This window comes from Chitinophaga costaii, assembly GCF_900094705.1.
Taxonomy (GTDB): domain Bacteria; phylum Bacteroidota; class Bacteroidia; order Chitinophagales; family Chitinophagaceae; genus Chitinophaga; species Chitinophaga costaii.
In genome coordinates this window covers 64590-86953 of sequence record NZ_FMAR01000017.1, presented here as the reverse complement: position 1 = coordinate 86953, position 22364 = coordinate 64590, and the positions used below count along the sequence as shown (strand labels likewise).

The following is a 22364-nucleotide window of genomic DNA, read 5'->3' as shown; positions in this document are numbered from 1 at the left end:
AAAGCGAAGGGGGCTACATGGATGCTAGGAGATGTTCTGAAAGTATAATCCAGCCTGGAGGAAAGGGATGCTTATAACGGTAATGTATACACGTAGTTTATTGTTGGTAACGGCGGCTATTAATATCGTTCGTGAAGTGCAGGGGAAGATCTGGGCTTACAATGTATTTATATTTTTCAGTTTCGATCACTACCAGGGAGTCGCGATTAGTGGCCCACATCTGGTAACGGCCTATACGGCTGGATTTGTAGCTGCCCATGTACCCAAAGAGGCCCCCGATGCCGAAACGGCGGTAGTTCACGCCTAGTTCGCCTCCCACGATGGGCCGCACATGGATAACGGTGTGCAGCGGAATGCGGATATTACGAAAAGGTCGCTGTATGATGATGCTGCGATCGCTCACAAAGTAGTACTGCGGGTGCAGGCCCCAGCTCACAAAAATGGCCAGCACCAAAATGCCCAACGAAAGCCAGCCGCCAGCGCCGGCAAACCGCGCAAAGGTTTGCAGGCCCAGTAAGCCCAGGGCAAGCAGTATGATAATATTGGTAAGGATCTTTACAACGGGATCGAAACTCAAATTATAACGCATGGAATAAAGAAAATGACTACTTCTAAGTTAGGCAAAAGGCGTTAGATCTTTCGTAGCTGAACAGATTGTACAAAGTGATCTTTTCCTTTTTCCAGTATAAGGCTGGAGCGGTACCTGGTGGGGCGTATATTTTCCACTAAGTTGGGTTTGTTAATGGTATTCCAGATCTTAATAGCCATTTGAATGGTTTCCTCGTCATTAAGGTTGGCATAGCGGTGAAAGAAAGATGCTTCGTTCTGGAAAGCAGTATGGCGCAGGCGTTGGAAGCGTTCAATATACCACTGTCGCAGGTCGTGTTCCTTGGCGTCTACGTAAATAGAGAAGTCGAAAAAGTCGGATACGAATACGGCATTTTCTTTTTCGGGACGTTGCTTTACCTGTAATACATTAATGCCTTCCACGATTACGATATCGGGCGATTCCACCCACTGGTACTGCCCGGGCAGGATGTCGTATTCCAGGTGGGAGTACATGGGTGCGGCCACGCGTTCCCGCCCGCTTTTTACCTCTCCCAGAAAGTGCATGAGGCCACGGATATCATAACTTTCGGGAAATCCCTTTCGGTTCATCAGTTGCCGTTGTTCCAGCACCCGGTTGGGGTAAAGGAAACCATCGGTGGTCACCAGGTCTACCTTAGGATGGTTGGGCCAGGCGCTGAGCAGGCGCTGTAACACGCGTGCGGTGGTACTTTTGCCCACGGCTACACTGCCGGCTATCCCAATAATATAGGGCACTTTGTGCACCTTGCTGCCCAGGAAATGACTGGTACGGGAGTATAATTCCTGCGCCGCCGCTACATAAAAATTAATGAGCCGGGACAGGGGCACATATACTTCAGTAATCTCGCCAATCGTGAGTGGTTCGTTCATACCTCGCAGGGCATCCATGTCTTTTTCAAAAACGTGGAGCATGGCATCATCGCTTCTGCTGGCCCAGTCCTCCCTGGCAATGGTGAGGTAGGGAGAATACCGAGCTGTTTTCTCAAAAGTCATAGCCTGATCTTGTTGCGGGCGTAAAGGTAGGGTTAAAATGAGTACAATGTACTAGGTACAAAACACATTGTACAGGCGGTTTTATGCCATTATACCCGGTGCATGGCCACCCTTCCTGCTTACTCCATATATACCGTCTTAATATTCAGGAATTCGTGCATTCCTTCCACAGAAAGCTCCCGGCCATACCCCGATTCCTTGATGCCGCCGAAGGGCAGGCGGGCGTCGGAGCGCATGAGGCTATTTACGAATACACTGCCGCTTTGTACCTGGGCAGCCAGGAGGCGGGCCTTTTCCAAATCCTGAGTCCACAGGGAGGCACCCAGGCCAAAGGAGGAGTCGTTGGCCAGCGCAATAGCTGCTGCTGCGGAAGCGGCGGGTATGATGGCGGCCAGGGGACCAAATGTTTCTTCAGCATAGGCGGTCATGCCGGGCTGTACGCCGGAGAGCAGGGCAGGGGTAAAATTGCAGCCCTGCACGCCTCCGCCCATTTCCAGGCGGGCGCCGGCGGCTACGCTTTGGACTAGCTGTTTGCTAAGTGCTTGCGCCAGATCCGGACGGGCCATAGGACCTATATCGGTGGCATCCTTGAAAGGGTCGCCCTGTATTTTGCTGGCGAGAATATTTTTTACTTTCTCCGTAAAAGCCTCCACTACCGGCGCCTCCACGATCCAGCGCTTGGCGGCGATGCAGCTTTGCCCGGCATTCTGCATGCGGCTAAGTACCGCCGTAGTGGCGGCTTTGTCCAGGTCTGCATCCCGCAGTACGATAAAGGGATCGCTGCCTCCCAGTTCCAATACACTTTTCTTTAAATACTTGCCTGCCAGTGCGCCCACGCTGCGGCCTGCCGGGGTGCTGCCGGTGAGGGTTACGCCCTGGATGCGGGCATCTGCTATGACGGGTTCTATGTGATCGGAGGAAATAAGCAGGGCCTGAAAGGCATATTCAGGGAAGCCACCTTCTCTGAATATGGCTTCCAGGGCCAGGGCGCAGCCACTTACATTGCTGGCATGTTTTAACAGGCCGGTATTGCCAGCCAGCAGGTTGGGTATGGCAAAACGGAACACCTGCCAAAAGGGGAAGTTCCATGGCATAATGGCCAGCACCGTACCTAGGGGTTGATAACTCACATAGCTGGCGCGGGCTTCGGTTTTAATAAGGCGATCTTCCAGCATGGCAGGTGCCTGGTCTGCGTAATACAGCGCCGAGTCGGCGCACTTATTCACTTCGGCGGTAGCTTCTTTAAGGGTTTTGCCCATTTCCCGGGTAATCAGGGCGCCATATTCGGCAGCCTTGTCTTTGAGATGTTGCGCGGTGGCCCGCATCCAGTCGCAGCGTTGCTGCAGCGTGGTGGCTTGCAAGGTGGTAAATGCACGCGCAGCATTAGCGATGATGGCAGTAACCTGTTCCGGTGTATGGGGCTGGTACTCGGCTACCTGCTCGCCGGTAAAAGGATATATACTTTTGAACATGGTGAATGCTATTTGTTGGTAGAAAAAAGGTCAATGATCGTGCCTTATAAAAGTACAATAGCTTAAGTTAAATATCATTAAAGTTAATAACGGCTGCTTTTTTCGAATGTGTACCTTTGTGTTGGTAAAAATACGGGAACTAATAATGGCACTTAAGAAATCGACTATCCTGATCATGGCAGTTTGCACGGGACTTATCGTGGCAAACATTTACTACAGTCAGCCGCTGCTAAGCCTTATCCAACGTGATTTTCATATTACAGAAAGTGAAGCCGGGCAGGTAACGTTTTTCACGCAGATGGGGTATGCGATGGGCCTTCTATTTTGTGTGCCGCTGGGGGATATGCTGGAACGCAAAAAACAGATCATCATCATGGGCATCTTTTCCACGCTGGCGTTGGCCGCGTCTGCGGTAGCGCCTAATCCTGATCTGCTCAAAACGGCAGGTTTTTTCATTGGTTTCACGTCCATCATTCCCCAGCTAATTATACCTATGGCAGCCCACCTGGCCGATGCCAAAGAACGTGGCGGGGTGATCGGCACCATCATGAGCGGGCTGCTGGTAGGTATTTTGTTATCTCGTACGCTGAGTGGTTTCGTGGGAAAATACTGGGGCTGGCAGGTGATGTTTGCCATTGCCGCAGGGATCACCCTGGCCATGGTAATTCTGATGGCGGTAACCTTTCCCTCCAGTAAACCATCTTATAACGGCAGTTATGGACAATTGATGAAATCCTTGCTGCACCTCATTAAAACGGAGCCGCTACTGCGGGAGGCCACTGCCATTAGCATGTGTAGTTTTGCGATGTTCGGCCTGTTCTGGACTACGCTTACCTTCCTTTTGTCTGCCCCGCCCTTTTCCTATAAGAGTGATGTAATTGGTTCCATGGGTTTGGCAGCCGCTGCTGGTGCGTTGTGCGCCCCGCTGATCGGTAAAATTGCGGATAATAAAAACCCGCGCATTGCAGTGGGATACGGCATAGGTTTCGTGTTCCTGGGGTTCTTCCTGTTTTATTTTTTCCGTACCCATATCTTCGCTATCCTGTTGGGCATAGTAGCTATAGACCTGGGCCAGCAGGGGATACACGTATCCAATCAAACCCGCATATACGCCCTCAATCCCGCCGCCCGTAACCGGCTAAATACGGTGTACATGACCTTCAGCTTTATTGGTACGGCCACCGGTTCCGCCATTGGCCTTTGGGTGTGGCCCATTGGCCACTGGCCAGGGGTGTGCCTGGCGGCGGTGTTGCTCATGTGCATTGCGTTGAGCATTTACTTGCTTACTTATAAAAAAGACGCCGCAATAGAAGATGCCGGCTTTAAGCGTGCATAACAAGGGTGCCGCTTATATAAAAACGCCGGAAGGCTTGCAGGGCAAGTATTCCGGCGTTTTATTTACTGCGATCAGCTGCAACAAAAAAGCGCCGCAACTATCATGCTGCGGCGCTGCTAAAAACAGTTTCAAATATTATTCTACCCGCGTAATCTTCAGCACATTCGTTGGCAAATGCTGCTCTACTGGTGTGGAGCCTGTGTTCACGGCCACATCTCCATGTTGCAGGAAGCCGCGTTGCTTCAGAATATCGAGCTGGTCGATGATGATTTGATCCAGGGCGGGTTCTTCGGCGTAGTAGAACGCACGTACGCCCCAGCTCAGGCTCAATTGATTTACGAGTGTTTTTTCCTTGGTAAAGATATACAACGGCGACTTAGGGCGGTAGCTGCTCAGCATGAAACCGGTGTAGCCACTTTGGGTCATACCGATCAGGGCTTCTGCATCCAGGTCTTCTGCAATTTTAGCGGCGTTGTACACCAGTGCATCGCTCAGAAAGGTAGGGGAGTGACGGTGGGGGATCAGGTTACGGTTGTAGATAATTTCTTCTTTTTCTACTTCCTTGATGATCTTCACCATTGTTTCAATCACCAGCGTGGGGTGTTGTCCCGTGGCGGTTTCGCCACTCAGCATTACGGCGTCGGCGCCTTCCAGCACGGCATTGGCTACGTCGGTAATTTCGCTGCGATTTGGCCGGCTACGGTCTATCATGCTTTCCATCATCTGGGTAGCTACGATCACCGGTTTGGCGCGGTGTATACATTTGCGGATAATGTCTTTCTGGATCATCGGGATCTGCTCTACCGGCAATTCCACGCCAAGATCGCCGCGGGCAATCATCACGCCATCGCTTTCCCAGATAATTTCTTTCAGGTTGCGGATGGCTTCCGGTTTCTCAATTTTAGAGATCACCTTGATTTTGGAATTGCGGGCTTTCAGGCGGGAGCGCAGCAACAGCAGGTCTTCCACTTCCCGCACAAACGACAGGGCTACCCAGTCGCATTCTTGGTCAATGATGAACTGGAGATCTACTTCATCCTTTTCCGTGAGAGCGGGCAAAGATACCTTGGTGTCTGGCAGGTTGAAGCCTTTTTTAGACGACAGGATGCCTCCCAGGCTTACTTCGGCCTTAATCAAACCATCTTTCGTAATTTCTTTCACAACGGTTTCTATCTTACCGTCGTCGATCAATATTTTCTGGCCGGGTCGCAGGTCTTTGTCCAGGTCGGGATACGACACATAGATCAAGTCTTTGGTACCGACTACTTTTTCTTTGGAAGTGAAGGTGAGGATATCGCCTTTGTGCAGTGGGAGGGCGTTGTTTTCGATTTCGCCTACCCGCAATTTAGGACCTTGCAGGTCTGCCAGGATAGACACATTGTAAGGCTGTGTTTCATTGATCTGGCGAATGTAACCGATAATACGTTTTTTATCTTCATGGGCGCCGTGGCTGAAGTTGAGGCGGAAAACATTTACACCTGCTACCACCAGTTCCAGCAATTTTTCGTAAGTATCGCAGGCGGGGCCTACTGTAGCAACAATCTTGGTTTTGTGAAAAGCATGTTCTCGGGCTGCTTCATTGTTCATCTCCTTGTGATAGTATTTCGACAAGTCTTTAGTGCTCATAGTTCAGGTATTTTAACTCGCAAGTATTTTAACAATCTTAAACCATTCGGGATCGATCTCTTGTTTGGCTTTTACGGCCTTATCAAGCGGTGTGTAGGCTACTTTATCATTAACGATGCCGATCATTACGTTGTGAATGCCTTCCAGGAGCGCATCTACTGCGGCATAGCCCATACGGCTGGCCAGTATACGATCCATGGTAGAAGGGGAGCCTCCGCGTTGGATATGACCCAGTATGCACACTTTGGTGTCTAGCTGAGGGCATTTTTCCTTTACCCGTTTGGCCAGCCCATTGGCACCGCCGGCTTCATGACCTTCGGCTACTACAATGAGGTTCACCATTTTTTTACGGCGTTCGTTGGCCTGCAGGTCGTTAATGATATCGTCTACCGTAGTGGTATGCTCGGGGATGAGGATATTTTCCGCACCCGTGGCAATGCCGCTGTGCAGGGCCAGGTAGCCCGCGTCGCGGCCCATTACTTCGATGATAAAAAGGCGGTCGTGCGCATCGGCCGTGTCGCGTATCTTATCGATAGCTTCCACGGCGGTGTTTACAGCCGTATCAAATCCGATGGTGAAATCGGTACCGGCAATATCTTTGTCGATAGTACCCGGTAAGCCGATGCAAGGTATGTCAAATTCCTGGCTGAACTTCATGGCGCCGTTGAAACTTCCGTCGCCCCCTATTACTACCAGCCCTTCAATATTTCTCTTTTTTAAATTTTCATATGCTTTCTGGCGTCCTTCAAACTCGTAAAATTCCAGGCAACGCGCCGTTTTCAGCACGGTGCCGCCACGCTGGATGATATTGGCTACGGACTTAGACTCCATGGGGAAAATGTCGTCGGTAAGCAGGCCGCGGTAGCCATACATCACGCCGTACACATTGAGATCGTGATAAATGCCTGTCCTTACCACCGCTCGCACCGCCGCATTCATGCCAGGCGCGTCGCCACCAGAGGTAAGCACCGCAATGTTGTTCACTTTTTTCATAGTAAATTGCTAAAAGAATATCACAAGAGCGCACAAAAATAGCATTTTGCAATTGTTTTCGTAATGTTATCTTATGAATTAGGCCATTTTTTAAATTAATTTAAAGAACCACCGAAATTTTTAAAAAATGCTGGTATGCTAAAAAATATTAATCCCATTTTATTCTTTTGCTTAACGATCAGTGTAATTATGACAGAAAAAGTAACCGCAGAGCAGCAGCCTACGATCCACTATCCGGAAACCCGGCGCACCGATACCATTGATCATTACCACGGTACCGACATAGCAGATCCGTACCGCTGGCTGGAAGACGATCATAGCGCCGAAACCCACGACTGGGTAGTGGCCCAAAATGAGCTTACCCAATCTTACTTACAGCGCATTCCCTTCCGTAGCAACATTCACCAGCGGCTAGAACAATTATGGAACTACCCTCGTTTGAGCGCTCCTTTCCGCCGTGGCAAATTTTATTATTTCTATAAAAATGATGGCCTGCAAAACCAGGCGGTATTGTATCGCCAGGAAGGTTTGCAGGGAACACCGGAGGTATTCATAGATCCTAATACGTTGTCTGCCAATGGTACCGTAGCCCTGGGTAGCATTAGCTTTTCAAAAGACCGCAAATATGTAGCGCTGCTTACAGCCGGCGCTGGTTCCGACTGGCAGGAGGGGCGTGTGATGGATGTGGCCACCAGGCAGCCGCTGCCCGACAAGCTGGAATGGATAAAATTCAGTGGCATATCCTGGCGGGGCAATGGTTTTTATTACAGCCGCTACGATGCGCCCACCGAAAAAAGCAAACTGTCGGGTAAGAACGAATTTCATAAGGTGTATTACCACCACCTGGGCGATCCGCAAAGTAAAGATGAATTAATATACGTGGATAAAGAACACCCGCTGCGCAATGCACATGCGGGCGTTACGGAAGACGAACGCTTTCTCATTATTGAAACCAGTGAGGGCACCAGCGGCGCGGAACTGTGGTTCAAGGACCTGCAAGATCCCCACCAACAGGAACTGAAATTATTGATCAAAGGATTTGATTACGAGCCTACCGTGATCGATAATGATGGCGATCAGTTGCTGGTGCGCACTAACCATGATGCACCCAATTACAAGGTGGTGTTGGTAGATCCTAAACATCCCGCACAAAGTAACTGGAGAACGGTCATCCCTGAAAAACCGCAGATATTGGAACAGGTGGGTACCGCTGGGGGTAAACTGTTTGCCAATTATTTAAAAGATGCCGCTTCGCAGGTAGTGCAATATGATTATAAAGGCAAGCTGGAACATACGGTGGCACTGCCAGGCATCGGTACGGTGGATGGTTTTTATGCCAGCCGGGATGACGATCAGTTGTTTTACACCTTTACAGCTTTTGTAACTCCTGCCAGTACCTATGCTTATGATATAAAAACAGGATCCTCCACGTTGTACCGTAGTTCGGAATTAAAGTTTAACCCGGGTGATTTTGAAACCAAACAGGTGTTTTTTACGAGTAAAGACGGTACCCAGGTACCCATTTTCCTTTCCGGTAAAAAAGGCCTTCAACCCAATGGTGCTGCGCCAGTGCTGCTGTATGGATATGGCGGCTTTAATATTCCCATGACGCCGGCCTTTAGCGTGTCTAACCTCTTTTTTATGGAGCAGGGGGGTATCTACGCCGTGGTAAACCTGCGCGGCGGCAGCGAGTATGGCGAGGCCTGGCATAAGGGCGGCATGTTGGAGAAAAAGCAAAACGTGTTCGATGATTTCATAGGCGCGGCGGAATTCCTGATCCGGGAGCGGTACACCAATTCGTCCAAAATAGCCATTCGGGGCGGTTCTAATGGAGGACTCCTGGTAGGTGCCTGTATGACGCAGCGGCCGGAACTTTTTAAAGTGGCCCTGCCCGCAGTAGGCGTAATGGATATGCTGCGCTTCCAGAAATTTACTATTGGATGGGCCTGGGCCACCGAATATGGTAGCAGCGATAATGCCGAACAATTTAAATACCTGCTGCGATACTCCCCATTGCACAACCTGAAAAAAGGTAGTAGCTACCCGGCCACGCTGGTAACTACGGCGGATCATGATGATCGTGTGGTGCCAGCTCACTCGTTTAAATTTGCCGCCACCTTGCAGGCAGATCAGGGCGGCCCCAACCCGGTGTTAATTCGCATTGAAACGCAGGCTGGACACGGGGCCGGCAAACCCACTTCCAAACAGATAGACGAGGCCACCGATGTAATGGCCTTCACCATGTGGAACCTGGGCATGCCTTTCAAAGAGTGAAAAAAACAAAAGATCCATCATGAAGGTGTTTATCACCGGTAGCAATGGCTTGCTGGGTCAATACCTGGTTCAAGCATTCCTGCAAGATCCGCGTTACCAGATCGTTGCCACGGGCCGAGGGGAAAACCGCCTGCGCCAACAGGCTGGCTACGTCTACGAACCGCTGGAGCTTACCCAACAGGCGGCGGTGCAGGCATGCCTAGAAAAGCATGCGCCAGCCATTATCATTCATGCTGGCGCTATGAGCCAGGTAGACGATTGCGAACGCGATAAAGCCGCCTGCTGGGCAGCCAATGTAGATGCTACCAGCTACCTGCTGCAAGCGGCCCTGCCACTACATGCCTTTTTTCTGCAACTTTCTACCGATTTTATTTTCGACGGGCTTGCAGGGCCTTACCGGGAGAACGATTTGCCCCATCCCATCAATAATTACGGTGCCAGCAAGGTGGCCGCAGAACGGCTGGTGATGCAGTCGGGGCTAGCCTGGGCCATTGTGCGAACAGTGCTGGTTTATGGGGTGGCGGACGACCTTCGCCGCAGCAATTTTATTACCTGGGTAAAACAAAATCTGGAACAGGGCAATCCTATAAAAGTAGTGAACGACCAGTGGCGTACGCCCACGCTGGTGCAGGATCTTGCACGGGGGTGCAAGCTGGTGGCAGATCAGCGTGCAAATGGCGTTTATAATATTTCGGGCAGCGAATTGCTCACGCCTTACCAGATGGCCCTAAAGGTAGCTGCCTTTTTAAAGCTGGATGCAGGGCTGCTGCAAGAGGTAACGGCCCAAACCTTCACCCAGGTGGGGGCACGCCCGGCCAGAACGGGATTTATCATAGAAAAGGCTAGGAAGGTGCTGGGATATCAACCGAAAAGTTTTGCGGAAGGGTTGGAAATTGTGGCCGGGCAACTACAGGCTTCGTCGCAGGCATAGCCCTGTATGCATAAGAAAAGCCGGTCTTTTTATTGGAATAGCCTTTTTTTATTAGCCAATAATTTTTAATGTTCTATGAAGACCTTGCCCCGCTGGTATTGCCGCATTACTTCCATATTGCTGGCCGTGTCTACGGCTACAGAAGGTAATGCTATGCGGTAAAATGTAGTATCAGGCGTTGGATAAATGATCACGTTGTTGAAAGCCACTTTCAGTTGCCTGAACTTTGCATATGCCCTGGCACTGTCTTTCAAAGCGTAGGTTTGGAAAACGATGCGATACGTTACATCGGGCATTTCGGCCATTAGGGTGTCTGGGGTAGGCTTCACGGTGGTATCCTGCATGGCGGCTGGTTGCGTGAGGCTGGAATCCAGCGCTGGCTTGGCCGGTGGAGGTGTTATGACTGGGGGCTGGCTGGAATACCACCAGATGCCGGCGGCGGTAAGGCCTGCAATGATCACCAGGGGAATGGCTATCCACCACAGGTTTTTGCGGCGTTCTGGACTAGTGTCCCAAACGTCGCCGCCCGTGTTGTCGGATGCAGAAAGAAACTCGTTTGCTTCGGCTTCCTCCAGTTCGGCTTCTCCTTGTTCCGGTTCCGGGAGGCGGATTTCGGGTTCTACCGGCACATAGCGGTTGTGTGGTGGCATGGTCAAGGTATCCATGTGGCCCGGTAGCACGTCGGGCTGGAAACTGATAGATCCATGTTCATCCTGCAACAAGCTGCCAATACCCTGCAGGTGTACTTTTTCCCCCGCAGCCAAAGGGCCTAGTATTTCATCCAGCCCTTTATTGAGACGGATTTCGGCGGCATAATCCAGCAGGTTTTCCTTCTGGGCTATCCAATGCAAACAAATGCCGTCGTCGTCCCATAAGGGGGAGAAGGCAATCACTTGCTGGGGGGGCGAAAGCGTACGGTCGGTGGCATTATAGCGGGCGGGAATACGTTGCAAGGTGAAGGTACCGATACGCGGTACCACGCACACCTGCTGGCCAAACAGCACTTCCTGTAGGTATTGTTGTATTATCAAAACGGGTGAATTATTTGCACAAGTTTACATTAAAATTTAAACATCACACCACCTAACACATTGGTTCCATAACTCTGGTAGCCATACCAGCGCTGGTAATGTGTATTAAAAATGTTATTGGCCGTGATCCATACCTGGAAGTGTTTACCAATGTCGTAACTCGCACCGGCATTGAGGTCTAGCGCACTTTTTGTTTTTCCGAAGTTATTGTTGGCCACGAAGTAATTGCTGCCGCTCAGGGAAAACAGGTCTGCATGTACCCGCAGTTTTTTCACAAAGGTGTATTCTGCAAACAGGTCGGCCTGAAAAGGTACCATACCCCAGGGTTTCGCCTCAGTTTCCTGCTTGCCATAGTTGAACCAGTCTACGCTGGCGCGGGCCTGGAATTTTTCTTCCTGCACATAGCCTACCTCTGCGTGTAGTTCAAAAGCTTTGAGCTGAGATTCGTTGCGGGTGCTGAATTTATAGGAAGTGGTGGTATCGCTTACAAACAGGGGCAGGTTGCTCCAGGTTACGGCACCAAACTTGGTGTTGTAATTAAAATGACTGCCCAGGGTTCCTTTGATGCCAGTATATTTTTCCTCGATGCGCGTATTGAGCATTCCATTGGGAAGGCCCGCCAGGAATGGGTTCCGGTTGGCCAGGTTGCGGTAGCTGTTTTTATCAAAATAAGAAATCCAGCCGCTGCTCAGGATCAGTTTTTTACGGATCAGGTGCGATTCATTCACGATGTCTGGCAGGAGATAAAACTTGGAGTTGGTCCAGGTGGGGTTTACACCGGCATGTAGCACAAATCCTGGCTTATCAATATCCACCGCAGGATGAATAGCCACCAGGTTATTGTTAATGCGGTCGCGGTTGTCTTCATTAAAAGTAGACAGGTCTACGATGCCTTCTGCACGGATATAAATATCCTCAAATATCTGCTGGCTCAGGGGTACATTCAGGATCACGGTGCTTTCATTGCGTTTAAAGTGATCGCCGAAAAAATAGAACTGCACATGAGGGGCATAGGAAAATGCCCAATCGTTGTTGGGACGGTTTTTCAGGCCTATGCTGGCGCTACCCTGGTTAAAAATCTGTTTTACATCGTTTTTGCCAAGACCCGGCAGGGCGGCATGATCGTATCCATAATAATGCACTATGTTTTGATCAAAGCCAATACCCGCCTTGATCTCAAACAAAGGAGACAGGTAGGTACCGGCTGCCCCTACATTGAGGTTGGAATAATCCTGGTATTTAATATCCTTGCCTTTGGAAGACTGGTAGTTGCCAAAAATGCCGTAGTTGAATTTTTGGTTCCGGTTGCTGCCAAAGCCTACTTGCACCAGCGGAGAACTTAGATTACCATAGCCCACCTTGATAAAATTGTTCTGCAAGGGTGGCAGCGAATCTTTGCCCAGTGCCAGCGGTTGCAGGTGAATGGGCTGGTAAAGGAAGTTCAGGTTTAGCGATGGCACATTGTACGTGAGCCGTGGCCGGGTAGTATCGCGGTCGGGCAGTGAGGCGGTAAGATTTAGCTTGGTAGCCTCCCGTAGTTTGGGCTGATAAGAAGAAATAATATCGATAGTTTCCTGCTTCAGCTTACTGTCTTTCTGCTGTGCATGTGTCGTGTTGGCCAGGCCCAGCGCCAGTACGGCGGGCAGCATATATTTCAGATGATGTTGCGTAGTATTCATGCGTAACAGGGCTGCTAAGGTTTTTTAATTTTTGATTCGGCCTTTTCCGTGGCTTCTACTTTGTTCAATTTTTCCCGGGCTTCCTGTTTCAGTTCAGGAATGGGGCAGTTGTCGGCCATACTCTGGTAAGTAGCTTTGGCATTGAAATAGTCCTTTTCAGCGGTATATACATCGCCTAATAAAATATAAGCTTTGGCCACCCACCGGTCGTAGGAGGGGGTATTCTTGATCACATCAAAACCGGCCTTTTCTGCATCGTCCAGTTTTTGCTGGGCCAGCAGGCATACGCCCATGTTATAACGGGCCTCTGCGCCAATTTCATTTTTCGTTAGTCCCGCTACAGTCTTATAAGATGCGATGGCATCGTCGTATTGGTTGGCCTGCTGCCGGGCCTTGCCCAAATAAAAGTGGCCCGTTACCTGGTCGTCTGGCGTAATGCCGGCAGTGGCGAGTAATATTTCGGCATAATTGCCTACCTCATCCCAATGTTGCAGTTGATAATTGCTACGCAGCAGGCCCCGGGTAGCAGTAAGGGTATTTTCTTTGCTGGTACTCAGGTCTTGCAATTGCAGGTAGTAGCTGCGGGCTTTGCTGTAATCCTTATTCTGGTAGAACTGTATATTGCCGGCCTGCAGTGCGGCACGCTCGGCGTATTGCGGCGCATTTTTGCTCAGCACAAATTCATAGGCGGGCAGCGCTGTCGTATAGTCTTTACTGTTATAGGCGCCTTCTGCCTTATAAAAGTTTGCCGGCACAATAAACTGGCCATTGGGGAACTGCTGGATGTAGGTATTGAAAGCGGCGATGGCACCGGGATAATCACCGGAGCTGAAACGGTTTTCCGCCGTGGCGTAGGTGATGGAGTCTGCCGTGCCGGTACTCACCGTTTTGCCGGTGCTTTTCAGGAAGGCCATGTAATCATCGGCCTTGCCCTGGCTTACATAAATGCTGCGGATGCTTTGCAGGGCTTCATTGGCCTCCGGTGCATCGGGAAACTTGGTCACCACCTGCTGGTAGTAGCTGAGGGCCTTGGCATCATTGTCTTTGTTGAAATAGGAGAGGCCTAGTTTCAGCAAGGCTTTGGGCGTATTAGGCCCGTTGGGTTGTTTGGTCACCACGTTTTCGAGGTAAGGAATGGCTTCTGTATACTTTTCCTGCGAGAGATAGGTATTGGCAATTTCCATATCTACATCGTTGCCGTAATCCGAGGTGGGATATTTGCTGCCCAGTTGTTTCAGCAGGTTCAGTTTGTCATTTTGTTTGCCCTGCAAGCCCAAGATCACGCTTTTCTGATAGAGGGCATAATCGGCGCCAGGCTGGTTGCTGCTGATCACTTTATCGTAAAGGGCGGTGGCTTTCGGGAAATCGCGCAGCATGTAGTAACAATCTGCGGTGCGCAGCACGGCGTCATTGCCAATGCGGCCCGCATTGGGACCACTGGCGCGTTGTGCAGCTTCGAAGTAAGGCAAGGCCCCGCTGTAATTCTCTTTTTTCAATAAACCATACCCCATGTCGTAACTGGCAGTTTGTACATTGGCCTCCCCGGAAATGGGCGGGGTGCCAGCCAGGTAAGCCTGTAAATGGGTAATGGCTGCATCCTGCTGCTGCTGGCGCAGGGCTATTTCGCCTTTCCAGAATTGGGCCAGTTGTTTCGTCTTTGGATCGTAGTTATTATTAATGGCTATGTCCAGCAGATGGTCGGCATCGTCCAGCTGCCCGTCGTTAATCAGCTCTGTAGCGCGGCCATAGGCCACTGTTTGGTAAGCTTTGAGTACGTTAGGCGATTTGTCTTGAATGCCTTCAATGGTAGACAGGGCTTCCTTGAAGTTGTTGGTATGAAGAAAAAGATTGGCTAGAATTTCCCGTGCTTCTTTGTTATTGGTTGAATTTGGGTAAGCTTTTACGAAGTTATTCAACTCGCTGAGCGCTGCATCAGAATATCCCAGTTCGTAAGATAGTTTGCCATAATTGAAGCGGGAAATTTCCTGCTGTTGCGGGTTAGAACTGTTGCGGGCACAGAAGGCAAATGCATTGCGGGCATTGGCTTTCTGCCCGGTACGCAGGTAGCAGTCGCCAAGCAGGTACATAGAATTCTGACCCAGGGAGTCTTTTTCGTCGCTCAGTTGTTTAAAACCGGTAATGGCTTTTTGCAAGTTGCCGGTTTGATAGTAGGCGTAGGACAGCTGGTACACGTCTTCTTTGGATACGGTATCGGCATTATCCTGGTATTGTTGCAGGTAAGGCAGGGATTTGTGGTAATCGCCTTTCTCGAAATAAGACCGTCCCAGCAAGGCTTTCAGCTCGGCATCGTAATAATTGTCGCCCTTTTCCACAAGGGGTGTTACGTAGGAGATCACCTTATCGCGGTTACCCTGGTAATAATAAATTTCGGCGATGTAGTAGGGTACCACCTTATGGTACTTAGGATCGTCTACCACGCGGGAAAAACTTTGTAAAGCGTCGTCATACTGGCGGTTGCCGTAGGCGATGAAGCCATAGTAGTAATTGGCCGGAATGTAATATTTGCCTTTTATTTCCTTGATCTGAACAAAAAGGGGCAAGGCTTTTTTGAAGTCCTGGGTATAGAAGTAGCAGTAGGCCAGTTCAAACTTTGCATCCGCAATCTCGTTGTTAGAGAGGTTGTCAATGCCTGCCTTTTCATAAAAGGGAATGGCCGCTTTCAGCTCGTTGCGGTGAAAATAATACCGCGCCAGGTTGTAGCTAACTAGTTGCTCCCGGGCGTTATTATTAAAAGTAGCGAGGTAATCGAGGGCCAGTTTTTCGGCATTGTTATTCTGTAACTTCAATGCACATACGGTATAGTAGTAGTGTGCATCGGCGTTCACCAGGCTTCTGCCGGTTTCCTGAAAATACCCGATCTCGTGGATTACTTCGTTGAACAACTGCATGGCCACGCCGTATTTTTCCTGCTGGAAAAGTTCCTGCGCGGTCTTAAAAGTATGGTCTGGATCTGTGTAAATGCGTGACTGTTGAGCCTTTGCAACGGTAGGGGCCAGTGCGGCACCACCCAGGGCCAAGGTGCATAAGTACAAACTGGTAGAAAAAAAATTCTTGAACAAGTGCATGCGTAACCTGGTTAAAACCTTGAATATGCGTTTAAAACGAATCGCGGGAAGAAATATTTCCTTCCCGGGCTAAATTCGCCTATCCTACAAATATAGTCGTAATAATGAATTGTATAATAAGTAATGAACATCCCTCTCCTTGCCAAAACAGTGCCGCGCTGAAAAAAAGGGCAGTAGGCTTCGTTGACGGGACTGCCTCTAACTTGCCACTTTTCTATTATCTTGCAAATCAAAACAATTCAATTCCTATGAGTAAGTTTTTCTCCTCCAAGCTGGCACCCAACTCGGTAAACACCGGCCTGTTGATCATCCGCGTGGTTTTTGGCATTATGCTGTGCGTGCATGGCTGGCAGAAACTGGCTAACTTTTCAGACATGGCTCCCAAGTTTTATGATCCCCTGCACGTAAGCCCCACGGTGTCACTGGCATTAACGGTTTTTGCGGAATTTTTCTGCAGTGCACTGGTGGTAATTGGGCTATTCACCCGCCTGTCTGCCGTACCAGTGGTATTCTTGATGGCCGTGATAACCTATGTGGTAAACCGCCATGAAGCGCTTACCGCGCCAGGTCATGAAATGGGCATCTTGTTCCTGGCCGCATTCCTGGGCATCCTGTTTGCCGGAGGGGGCCGTTTTTCCGTTGATGGACTGATCCGCAGAAAGTAAGGGTATTGTACATTATTAAGTGACTTTGGGCACTTAATAATGTACAATCAATTTAATTCAATCGCACAATACTAAGCATATGTTCACAAGCATTACCCAGATCCGCGTGCGATATGGGGAAACAGACCAGATGGGATATTTGTATTACGGCAATTATGCGCTGTATTACGAAGTAGGCCGTACAGACGCCATTCGCAGCCTGGGGCTTACTTACCGCGAGGTAGAAGCGTTGGGGGTGATGATGCCAGTGGCAGAGATGAATGTAAAATACATTCGCCCTGCCTACTACGACGACCTGATTACGATCCGGACTATTCTTAAAACCATGCCCGAATCTCATAAAATTATATTCCACTCAGAACTGTATAATGAAAAGGAAGAACTGTTGAATGTAGGCACTACCACACTGGCATTCGTTGATGCCCTTACCAAAAAACGCGCTTCTATGCCCGCGTCTATGCGGCAAAAGCTGCTCCCATTTTTTGCAGAAGAAGGCCATCATTAAATCCCGCTCCGCCACTGTGCTTGCAGGGGAGAAGTCAATATTCATCCACATGGAAAAAATATTAGCCAGCATCATAACGATCGGCGATGAGCTGCTGATCGGACAAACGATCGATACCAATTCTGCCTGGATTGCGCAGCAGCTCAACGCCATTGGCATTTGGGTACACCGCCGGGTGGCCGTGGGGGATACCCGCGAGGCCATCCTGCATGCCCTGGACGAAGAAGGTGCCGCCGCCAGCCTGGTATTGATTACCGGTGGACTAGGGCCTACCGCCGACGATATCACTAAACCGGTACTGTGCGATTATTTTGGCGGAACGCTGGTGCAGGATGATGACGCCCTCCAAAATGTGTTGCGCATCTTCGAAGGCCGGGGCCTGCCCACCCTGCAACGCAATCTGGACCAGGCACTGGTGCCGGATGTATGCACTGTTATCCCGAACAAAAGGGGAACCGCGCCCGGCATGTGGTTCGAACAAAATGGTAGAATTTATATTGCTATGCCCGGTGTACCATACGAAATGGAAGGCATGATGCTCGATTACATCCTGCCCCGCCTGCCCGAAATTTTCGACGCTCCATCCGTGCTGCATCACACGTTGCTGACTTCCGGCATGGGAGAATCGTTTGTGGCAGAGCGCATCGCAGATTTTGAAAAAGCATTGCCACCCGCTATTAAACTGGCCTACCTGCCTGGTTTTGGCTTGCTGAAACTACGCCTCACGGCCCTGGGCAAAGACAAACTTACCACGGCAGTAACTCTCGCCCAGCAATTTACCTTACTCAAATCTTTGCTCACCGACATCACGGTAGCCGATGAAGATATCTCCATGGGCGAAGTGCTGGGAAGGTTGCTGACCGCCCGCGGCAAAACCGTAGGAACAGCGGAAAGTTGTACTGGTGGATATATTGCACATTTACTCACCCTCGTTCCCGGCAGCTCTTCCTATTACAAGGGAAGCCTGGTAACATATGCCAATGACATGAAGCAACGCCTGCTGCATGTTCCCCCCACCGCATTAAACACCCAGGGTGCGGTGAGTGAAGCCACCGTATTGGCCATGGCTAAAGGGGCGTTGGAACAACTGCAAACAGATTACGTGATCGCAGTATCCGGTATCATGGGCCCCGACGGTGGAACGCCAGATAAACCAGTGGGTACGGTGTGGGTAGCAGTGGGTGATGCACAGCAACAAACTGCTATCAGATACCAGCTGCGCTACGATCGCAAGCACAATATTGAACTAACGGCAGCGTATGCCATCAATGAGCTGCGGAAATTTATAGTAACCAGCGGCCAGTAACTATTCTTAATATTCTTAAATCTATACCAAAACAAAGAAACGACCCAGATAAGCGCAGGATGTATGCCCTAACCGGATTTGGCGGTTATGCAGCAAATTCCCTTATTTTTGTCGCCGTATCAGTTAAAATAATCTTATGGCCATAGTTGAATTGGTAATGCCCAAGCTGGGTGAAAGTATCATGGAAGCAACCATCTTGCGATGGCACAAGAAGGTGGGAGACGCGGTAAATGCCGATGAAACGGTATTGGAGATCGCAACCGATAAAGTAGACACTGAAGTTCCTTCTATTGCTACCGGCGAAATGACCGAGATACTTTTTAAAGAGAACGATGTGGTGCCTGTAGGTGCCATCATCGCCCGCCTGCGTACTGCCGACGCAGCAGCCACCGCGCCAGTGCTGCCGGTTACAATTGCCCCTGAAGCTTCTGCCACACCAGTAGCTGCACTTGTAGCCAAGCCGGAAACCACGCCCCTGGAAAAACCCGCCGGTGGCGTACGTTTTTACTCTCCGCTGGTACTCACCATTGCGCAACAGGAGGGAATTAGTTTTAATGAACTGGAAAATATTCCTGGCTCTGGCAATGAAGGAAGGGTTACTAAAAAAGACCTGTTGGAATATGTTGCCCATAAACAACAGGGCGGCATAACCTATCCTGCAACACCTGCCCCCACACCACTTTCTCCCGCACCGCAGCCTGCCGCTCCTGTTACGATGGAGAGCAATAGTAATGGCAGCTCGCCCAAAACTGCCCCCTTGCCGGTATCATTTGCTACTGGCCATGTGGAGATTCAGGAAATGGACCGCATGCGTAAAATTATTGCCGATCACATGGTACGCAGCGTACATACCAGTCCGCACGTAACTAGTTTTGCCGAAGCCGACGTAACCCACCTGGTACGCTGGCGCGATGCGGTGAAAACTAAGTTTGAAAAAAGGGAAGGGGACAAGCTTACTTTTACGCCACTGTTTATCGAAGCAGTAGTGAAGTGTATTAAGAAATTCCCCCTGATCAATTCTTCGCTGGACGGGGATAAAATTCTCCTGAAAAAAGACATTAACATAGGCATGGCCGCCGCGCTGCCATCTGGCAACTTGATTGTGCCGGTGATCAAAAACGCCGACATGCTAAACCTGGTAGGCCTGAGTAAGCAGGTAAATTACCTGGCCAATGCCGCCCGTACCAACAAATTAAAACCGGAAGATACCCAGAACGGCACCTTCACGCTTACCAATGTGGGTACTTTTGGTAGTTTAACCGGCACGCCCATCATTAACCAGCCACAGGTAGCCATCCTAGCGGTAGGTGCTATTAAGAAACGCCCGGTGGTGGTAGAAACGGCGCAGGGAGATTCCATTGCTATCCGGCAAATGATGTACTTGTCGCTATCCTACGACCACCGTATCATTGATGGTGCACTGGGTGCTAGCTTCCTGAGCGCCGTAGCGCATGAGCTGGAAAATTTTGATCCGCAAAGAGAATTTTAGGACATATTTTTTGCATAAAAAGGCCTCCCGCTGTATAATAGCTGGGAGGCCTTTTTACTGGTGGTGGTATAACCGGGTACAAAAAAAGGCACTCCTTGCCGGGAGCGCCTTTTATAATTCGTTGAAACGACCGAATAAAATATGGGATCATGCTTAGTAACGACCGCGACCACCGCCGCCACCGTATCCACCGCCACCGCCACGGTTTCCACCGCCGCCGCCTCTGAAATTATTATTTGGTTGTTTAGGTCTTGCTTCGTTTACCATTAATTGTTTACCCTCGATAGTGTTGCCATTCAAACTCTCCATCGCTTTCGCGCCTTCTTCCTGATTAGGCATTTCCACAAAACCGAAGCCGCGGGAACGACCTGTCTCGTGATCTTTAATAACTTTAGCCGAGGTTACTTCGCCAAATTCACTAAAAATTTGATGCAGGTCCTCATCGTTCAACCTATAGTGCAGGTTGGCTACGTAAATGTTCATGATGGTGAAATTAATAAAATGAAATAATATAACTTGAAGATAGGGAAAATCCATCAATTATTTACCCGGCCCCGAAAATATTTAACTTTTACACCCGAAGCCTCCGAAATGCCCGGTTTTAGCCTTATTCAGCCTATTATTCCAACAACATCCCCCTAAAAAAATGCCCAGTGTGTGACTCGTATTTTTTTCGTAATTTATGCTTGTATACGCATTAAATTATTTACCTATGGGATCATTAAGCGAAACCTGGTTTGCGGAAGGATACATCGATTTTGAACAGAAAAAATATACGCTGTTGGCCTACCTCCAGGAAATAAACCGATTTTTTCACCAGAACATGCTTTACCCACAGCTTGCAGACGTTATCTTTCACTTCAACAACCTGCGGGCATTTAAAGAAAACAAAACCTTGCTCCAGCAGCAGTTTCCTAAACAACTCACGGCTGTTAACCTGGAAAAGCTGCAATTATTGTATGAACAGATCAGCGAAGATGATGAGCTGATGGAAGAATTGGAAAACATTCTGCGCTTTGCATTGCATTCGCTGGACGATACCATCCGGGATGGCACACAGATTTATGATTTCGTGGAAGAGCAACTCAGTATTTCTCCGGTAGGCCTGCTGCCCCTGGATACCCGCGAAGGTTATTTGCTGCTTTGCGATGGACGCTACCGCGAAACACTGGTGTACACTTACCGGCTAAGCATTTTTGAACGGCATGATGAAAAATACCGTGGCATCCACACCCACTTTTTGGATGCCTACGCCAAAAATGTGAGCAACACCAGCGAGCAAATTAAATTAATGCTTATCCGACAGTTCCGGCAACTGCCCAATCCTGCAGTATACCGTATTGAAACGGACCTCGTGTTCCCGGTAAATGAAACATTGCTGCCTGTGGCCAAACGAACGCTGGTAAAATACCTTTCCCAAAATGTTGCATAAAAAAAACGAGTGACAAGCCGTTCGCTTTTTTTTATAGCTGCATATTGCTTTAATTGAAATAACCAATATTGTCCAGCAATTGCAGGTAAAAAATTCGTGTCAACACCCGGAAGGTATACCGTAAATGTTTATTGGTTGATGAAAAACGGGAAAAATAAGTAAGCCGAAAATGCAAAACAAACCTACACGGTCAGGCAGATACCCGCGCCAGCGGAAGCAATTTTTCCATCGGTAATGTAAGTTTAGCGGGTTAAAAAAGTTAATCGAAAAATACAATAATCACCTAGTTTATGGTGCGTCCGTTTTATCCTTTTTGAAGGAAGAGTGCTGTCCTTATGGCAAGCCTGTTTTCCCCACGTCGTCTTCAAATTGTATGTCCAGGGTATGATCTTTTAAAAAAGGTTGATAATACCGGGTAAGGATCTTGCGGATTTTGTCTTTCGATTGTTGGAGATACACGCTGTTGTTCGCCAGTTGCTCGCGGGAGGTTATGTATAATTTCTTTTGCACAGCGGTATAAGTTTCGTCATCCTGAAACAGCAGGAAACCTTTTCTGTTGGCGGTTTCCATTTTGTCTACCTTTAGCTCGTAACTAAGCAGGGAGGGGGCAGGCAGCGACACGACAATGGTTTTTTGTTGCAGGGTAATCCGGAAGTGAGCGCTGTCTATATTCACCCCGTATTTGGCCAGGTAGGGTATGGTAATGAAAACGGTATTTTCTAAAAAGGCCTTTTTCAAATTATCGCTCCAGTCGTTGTGGTCGGCAATGTTGCTGGTTTTGATGGTGGCATTGCCCTGCACTTCCAGGCTGGCCAGTGCTGCGATCTCGCGCACGATCTGGCTATTGGATACTATTTCTTCCGTAACATGTTTGCTGCCAAATTGTTTACCCATCCAGAACACCGCAACGATCAGCACTAGCAGGCAAAGGGTATAAAAAAACCATTTCATAATTATC

Annotated in this window: 18 protein-coding genes; 8 read left to right on the top strand and 10 right to left on the bottom strand. The window is 49.3% G+C overall.

Going from position 1 to position 22364, the window contains the following annotated elements; translation table 11 throughout:
- Positions 1–97 precede the first annotated feature (97 nt).
- The 3 genes from GA0116948_RS18605 to GA0116948_RS18595 all read right to left on the bottom strand — a co-directional run bounded on the left by GA0116948_RS18605 (position 98) and on the right by GA0116948_RS18595 (position 3053).
- Positions 98–589: a PH domain-containing protein gene (locus GA0116948_RS18605; protein WP_089714999.1), complete on the bottom strand. Its 492-nt coding sequence runs from the start codon at positions 587–589 to the stop codon at positions 98–100.
- A 41-nt stretch (positions 590–630) separates the two neighbouring features.
- On the bottom strand, positions 631–1581 hold the full coding sequence (gene coaA / locus GA0116948_RS18600; RefSeq protein WP_089714997.1) for a type I pantothenate kinase: 951 nt from the start codon (positions 1579–1581) through the stop codon (positions 631–633).
- Positions 1582–1700: 119 nt separating this feature from the next.
- Positions 1701–3053, bottom strand: a complete 1353-nt coding sequence (locus GA0116948_RS18595) for an NAD-dependent succinate-semialdehyde dehydrogenase (protein WP_089714995.1) — start codon at positions 3051–3053, stop codon at positions 1701–1703.
- A 145-nt stretch (positions 3054–3198) separates the two neighbouring features.
- Here GA0116948_RS18595 and GA0116948_RS18590 point away from each other — a divergent pair, with 145 nt between their 5' ends.
- Positions 3199–4389 carry an MFS transporter gene (locus tag GA0116948_RS18590; RefSeq protein WP_089715075.1) on the top strand — a complete coding sequence of 397 codons (1191 nt, stop codon included), beginning with the start codon at positions 3199–3201 and terminating at the stop codon, positions 4387–4389.
- Positions 4390–4524: 135 nt separating this feature from the next.
- Here GA0116948_RS18590 and pyk read toward each other — a convergent pair whose 3' ends face one another.
- A complete protein-coding gene (gene pyk / locus GA0116948_RS18585) occupies positions 4525–6015 on the bottom strand; it encodes a pyruvate kinase (RefSeq protein WP_089714993.1) in 1491 nt (496 codons plus the stop codon).
- 12 nt (positions 6016–6027) lie between these two features.
- The gene (pfkA, locus tag GA0116948_RS18580) at positions 6028–7008 is read right to left on the bottom strand and encodes a 6-phosphofructokinase (protein ID WP_089714991.1); all 981 of its coding nucleotides are present in this window, start codon (positions 7006–7008) and stop codon (positions 6028–6030) included.
- A gap of 135 nt (positions 7009–7143) precedes the next feature.
- Between pfkA and GA0116948_RS18575 the strand changes: the two genes are divergently transcribed.
- Both GA0116948_RS18575 and GA0116948_RS18570 read left to right on the top strand, forming a co-directional pair.
- Complete coding sequence (locus GA0116948_RS18575; protein ID WP_089714989.1) at positions 7144–9282, top strand: prolyl oligopeptidase family serine peptidase; 2139 nt, start codon at positions 7144–7146, stop codon at positions 9280–9282.
- A 19-nt stretch (positions 9283–9301) separates the two neighbouring features.
- Positions 9302–10213 carry an SDR family oxidoreductase gene (locus GA0116948_RS18570; RefSeq protein ID WP_089714987.1) on the top strand — a complete coding sequence of 304 codons (912 nt, stop codon included), beginning with the start codon at positions 9302–9304 and terminating at the stop codon, positions 10211–10213.
- A 65-nt stretch (positions 10214–10278) separates the two neighbouring features.
- On the opposite strand, the gene GA0116948_RS18565 is transcribed toward GA0116948_RS18570, so the two are convergent.
- From GA0116948_RS18565 to GA0116948_RS18555, 3 genes are read right to left on the bottom strand one after another with little or no spacing between them, the layout of a single operon-like run.
- Complete coding sequence (locus tag GA0116948_RS18565; protein ID WP_089714986.1) at positions 10279–11244, bottom strand: HU domain-containing protein; 966 nt, start codon at positions 11242–11244, stop codon at positions 10279–10281.
- Positions 11245–11273: 29 nt separating this feature from the next.
- Positions 11274–12923, bottom strand: coding sequence for a TonB-dependent receptor (locus GA0116948_RS18560; RefSeq protein ID WP_089714983.1), 1650 nt, complete (start codon positions 12921–12923; stop codon positions 11274–11276).
- Between the two features lie 14 nt (positions 12924–12937).
- The gene (locus GA0116948_RS18555) at positions 12938–16009 is read right to left on the bottom strand and encodes a tetratricopeptide repeat protein (RefSeq protein WP_089714981.1); all 3072 of its coding nucleotides are present in this window, start codon (positions 16007–16009) and stop codon (positions 12938–12940) included.
- 248 nt (positions 16010–16257) lie between these two features.
- Here GA0116948_RS18555 and GA0116948_RS18550 point away from each other — a divergent pair, with 248 nt between their 5' ends.
- The 4 genes from GA0116948_RS18550 to GA0116948_RS18535 all read left to right on the top strand — a co-directional run bounded on the left by GA0116948_RS18550 (position 16258) and on the right by GA0116948_RS18535 (position 19974).
- Positions 16258–16674 (top strand): DoxX family protein, encoded by a 417-nt coding sequence (locus GA0116948_RS18550; RefSeq protein ID WP_089714979.1) that lies wholly within the window; start codon positions 16258–16260, stop codon positions 16672–16674.
- A gap of 79 nt (positions 16675–16753) precedes the next feature.
- The gene (locus tag GA0116948_RS18545) at positions 16754–17179 is read left to right on the top strand and encodes an acyl-CoA thioesterase (RefSeq protein ID WP_089714977.1); all 426 of its coding nucleotides are present in this window, start codon (positions 16754–16756) and stop codon (positions 17177–17179) included.
- A gap of 49 nt (positions 17180–17228) precedes the next feature.
- On the top strand, positions 17229–18485 hold the full coding sequence (locus tag GA0116948_RS18540; protein WP_165798382.1) for a CinA family nicotinamide mononucleotide deamidase-related protein: 1257 nt from the start codon (positions 17229–17231) through the stop codon (positions 18483–18485).
- A gap of 136 nt (positions 18486–18621) precedes the next feature.
- The gene (locus GA0116948_RS18535) at positions 18622–19974 is read left to right on the top strand and encodes a dihydrolipoamide acetyltransferase family protein (RefSeq protein WP_089714975.1); all 1353 of its coding nucleotides are present in this window, start codon (positions 18622–18624) and stop codon (positions 19972–19974) included.
- Between the two features lie 153 nt (positions 19975–20127).
- Here the strand turns inward: GA0116948_RS18535 and GA0116948_RS18530 are convergent, their stop codons facing one another.
- The gene (locus GA0116948_RS18530) at positions 20128–20457 is read right to left on the bottom strand and encodes an RNA recognition motif domain-containing protein (RefSeq protein WP_089715072.1); all 330 of its coding nucleotides are present in this window, start codon (positions 20455–20457) and stop codon (positions 20128–20130) included.
- 229 nt (positions 20458–20686) lie between these two features.
- Between GA0116948_RS18530 and GA0116948_RS18525 the strand changes: the two genes are divergently transcribed.
- Entirely contained in the window at positions 20687–21406 is a 720-nt protein-coding gene (locus GA0116948_RS18525; RefSeq protein ID WP_089715070.1) for a hypothetical protein, read from the top strand.
- A gap of 333 nt (positions 21407–21739) precedes the next feature.
- On the opposite strand, the gene GA0116948_RS18520 is transcribed toward GA0116948_RS18525, so the two are convergent.
- Positions 21740–22357 (bottom strand): DUF4230 domain-containing protein, encoded by a 618-nt coding sequence (locus GA0116948_RS18520; RefSeq protein WP_089714973.1) that lies wholly within the window; start codon positions 22355–22357, stop codon positions 21740–21742.
- Positions 22358–22364: the final 7 nt, after the last annotated feature.